This is a genomic window from Bradyrhizobium sp. P2_E8 (genome assembly GCF_056403875.1).
In genome coordinates this window covers 1-2,332 of the sequence record NZ_JBFUES010001083.1, presented here as the reverse complement: position 1 = coordinate 2,332, position 2,332 = coordinate 1, and the positions used below count along the sequence as shown (strand labels likewise).

Genomic DNA, 2,332 nt, shown 5'->3' with positions numbered 1-2,332 from the left:
GTGCTCGACTGGTTCGGCAATCTCTGGCGCTTCTTCGCCTTCACGCCGCTCGCCAATCTCTGCGGCATGCCGGCGATCTCGATGCCGATGGCAAGCCAGGACCACGACCTGCCGCTCGGCATCCAGGCGATCGCCAAGCAGGCCAATGACGGCCTGCTCCTGCAACTCGCCGCCCAGATCGAGCGCGCGCTCGACGGCAAGTGGAACGGCGGCAGGAAGCCGAAGGTGCATGTGAGCTGAGGAGCTGCGATCGCGGCGACATGCGACCGCGATGCCGCCTCAGTTCTTCACCGCCGGGATCTCCTCATTCGGCTGCTGCTGCCCCTGCTTGTACATCGCCAGCGCCTTGTCGAGCGCTTCGCGCAAGGCAAGCGCCGCGGCCACGCTGCAACGCAAGTGCGCGGTCTGGATCACGTCGACCCTGACCGCGGCGCCAACCGGCATCAGCAGGTTGGCGGCGAGCTCGATCTGGATCGCGCCGTTGTGATGGCCGAAACAGGACGCACCGTCGAAATAGATGATCGGCGCCCGCTCGGAGCTCGAGCTCGAAATGGTGACCGGCCCCTGATTGGTGCCGGGTGTTTCGGGGTCGGCCATAAGCGCTCCTTGCGGCTAGTCGAACGAACGAAGCGCCCACCATCGGCGCTTCGACCCGCCCTGTCGAGGCCCAACCGCCGGCAGACCTGCCACATGACGCGTATTCGGGGTTTTGCGCGGCGCCCGGCACTGGTCTAGAACATCGCCATGTCCAGCTCATCGACGCCAAGCCTGCCTGCCACGCTCCCGTTCGAGGAACTCGCCGAGGCCATCAAGGGCCGCCGCTCCGACTACGGCCATATCAGCGGGCTCCAGCTCGACCGCTTCGCACCCGGCGAGGCCTGGTCCAGCCTGCCCTACCGCCCCGTCTTCGTCGGCGACACCGAGACCGGGGTGCTGCATGGTGGCGTCGTCACCGCGATGCTGGACGAGAGCTGCGGCATGGCGGTGCAGCTCGCGCTCGACGGCACGCGCGCGATCGCAACCCTCGACCTGCGTATCGACTATCAGAAGCCGGCGACGCCGGGCCTCGACATCAAGGCGCATTCGATCTGCTACCGCACCACGCGCTCGATCGCCTTCGTGCGCTCCACCGCGTATCAGGAGTCCGAGGACGATCCGGTCGCGACCGCGACCGCCTGCTTCATGATCGGCGCCAATCGCACCAACATGCTCGCCGACCGCAGGATGGATTCGCGCAGCATCCCGACCCTGGAGGCGCCGGAGGATCCGGATGGCCCATTCGCCCGCAGCCCGTTCGCGCGCTGCCTCGGCATCCGCGTCAACGACGACGGCACGCTGACGATGCCGTTCTCGCCGAAGATCATTGGTAACCCGATCCTGCCCGCGATCCACGGCGGCATGACCGGCGCCTTCCTCGAGACCACGGCGATCATCGGGGTGGCGCGCGAGCTCGGCGCCGCCGCGCCGCCCAAGCCGATCGGGCTGACCATCAACTACTTGCGCTCCGGCCGCGCGCTCGACAGCTTTGCCAATGTCTCGATCGTGAAGCAGGGCCGACGCATCGTCGCCTTCGAGGCGCGGGCCTGGCAGGACGACGCGGACAAGCCGATCGCCACCGCCTTCGGCCATTTCATGCTGCGGCCAACGCCCGGAAGTGACGAGGAATAGGCGTATTTTCCCTTGACGGCGAGGGACCGGGCCACAACGATAGCGTGGTTCCTGCGAGAGGTATTGGATTGCGGCATCCGCTCGACATCGTCGCCATGTTCGCCGCGCTCTGGCTGCTGGCGTCGATGGTGCTCGACGCTCTGACGCCGAAGGAGCTGACCGCGGTGATGATCGGCATCGCGATCGGGCCTGCCGTGGTCATCACCGCGGTGTTCTACTATCTGCGCTGCCCGCGCACGGATTTCGCGGTGATGTTCGCCGCGCTGTGGCTGATCTCGGACATCGCCATCGCCTTCATCTCGCCGAAGGAGCTGCCGCATTTCCTGATCGTGCTCGGCTTCGTGCCGGCCCTGCTGATCGGCGGTGTCCTGCACTGGCAGCGCTTCCAGCACCGCCACGAGCGGCTGCCCGCGCCTTCGGTGAAGCGGGGCTAGCGCGGCAAGAGGTTGGTCTTCGCGAGATCCAGCACCTCGTCGCCACGGCCGTTCATCACCGCGCGCAGCACCCAGAGGCTGAAACCCTTGATCTGCTCGGGCGTGATGGTCGGCGGCATCGACAGCTCCTGCTTGGCGGTGACGACGTCGAGCAGCGCCGGCCCGTTGTGAGCCAGCATCTCCTTCATCGCGCCCGGGAGCTCGCCGGGGTCCTCGACACGCTTCGCGAA

4 protein-coding genes and 1 pseudogene are annotated in these 2,332 nt (G+C 67.1%); 3 read left to right on the top strand and 2 right to left on the bottom strand.

All coding sequences use genetic code 11. The features are described from left to right. The coding region (locus AC1D00_RS36950) for an amidase family protein (RefSeq protein ID WP_477014062.1) at positions 1–240 on the top strand (240 nt) is incomplete at its 5' end. A gap of 39 nt (positions 241–279) precedes the next feature. Here AC1D00_RS36950 and AC1D00_RS36945 read toward each other — a convergent pair. After that, positions 280–597, bottom strand: coding sequence for a hypothetical protein (locus AC1D00_RS36945; RefSeq protein ID WP_027547125.1), 318 nt, complete (start codon positions 595–597; stop codon positions 280–282). 147 nt (positions 598–744) lie between these two features. Between AC1D00_RS36945 and AC1D00_RS36940 the strand changes: the two genes are divergently transcribed. Together AC1D00_RS36940 and AC1D00_RS36935 are read left to right on the top strand one after the other, a co-directional pair. Further along, positions 745–1,668 carry a PaaI family thioesterase gene (locus AC1D00_RS36940; protein ID WP_027547124.1) on the top strand — a complete coding sequence of 308 codons (924 nt, stop codon included), beginning with the start codon at positions 745–747 and terminating at the stop codon, positions 1,666–1,668. A 68-nt stretch (positions 1,669–1,736) separates the two neighbouring features. After that, on the top strand, positions 1,737–2,102 hold the full coding sequence (locus tag AC1D00_RS36935) for a hypothetical protein (RefSeq protein ID WP_404558757.1): 366 nt from the start codon (positions 1,737–1,739) through the stop codon (positions 2,100–2,102). Here AC1D00_RS36935 and AC1D00_RS36930 read toward each other — a convergent pair. Continuing rightward, positions 2,099–2,332: pseudogene (locus AC1D00_RS36930) on the bottom strand (ubiquinone-dependent pyruvate dehydrogenase); the annotation flags it as partial. The gene AC1D00_RS36935 and the pseudogene AC1D00_RS36930 overlap by 4 nt on opposite strands.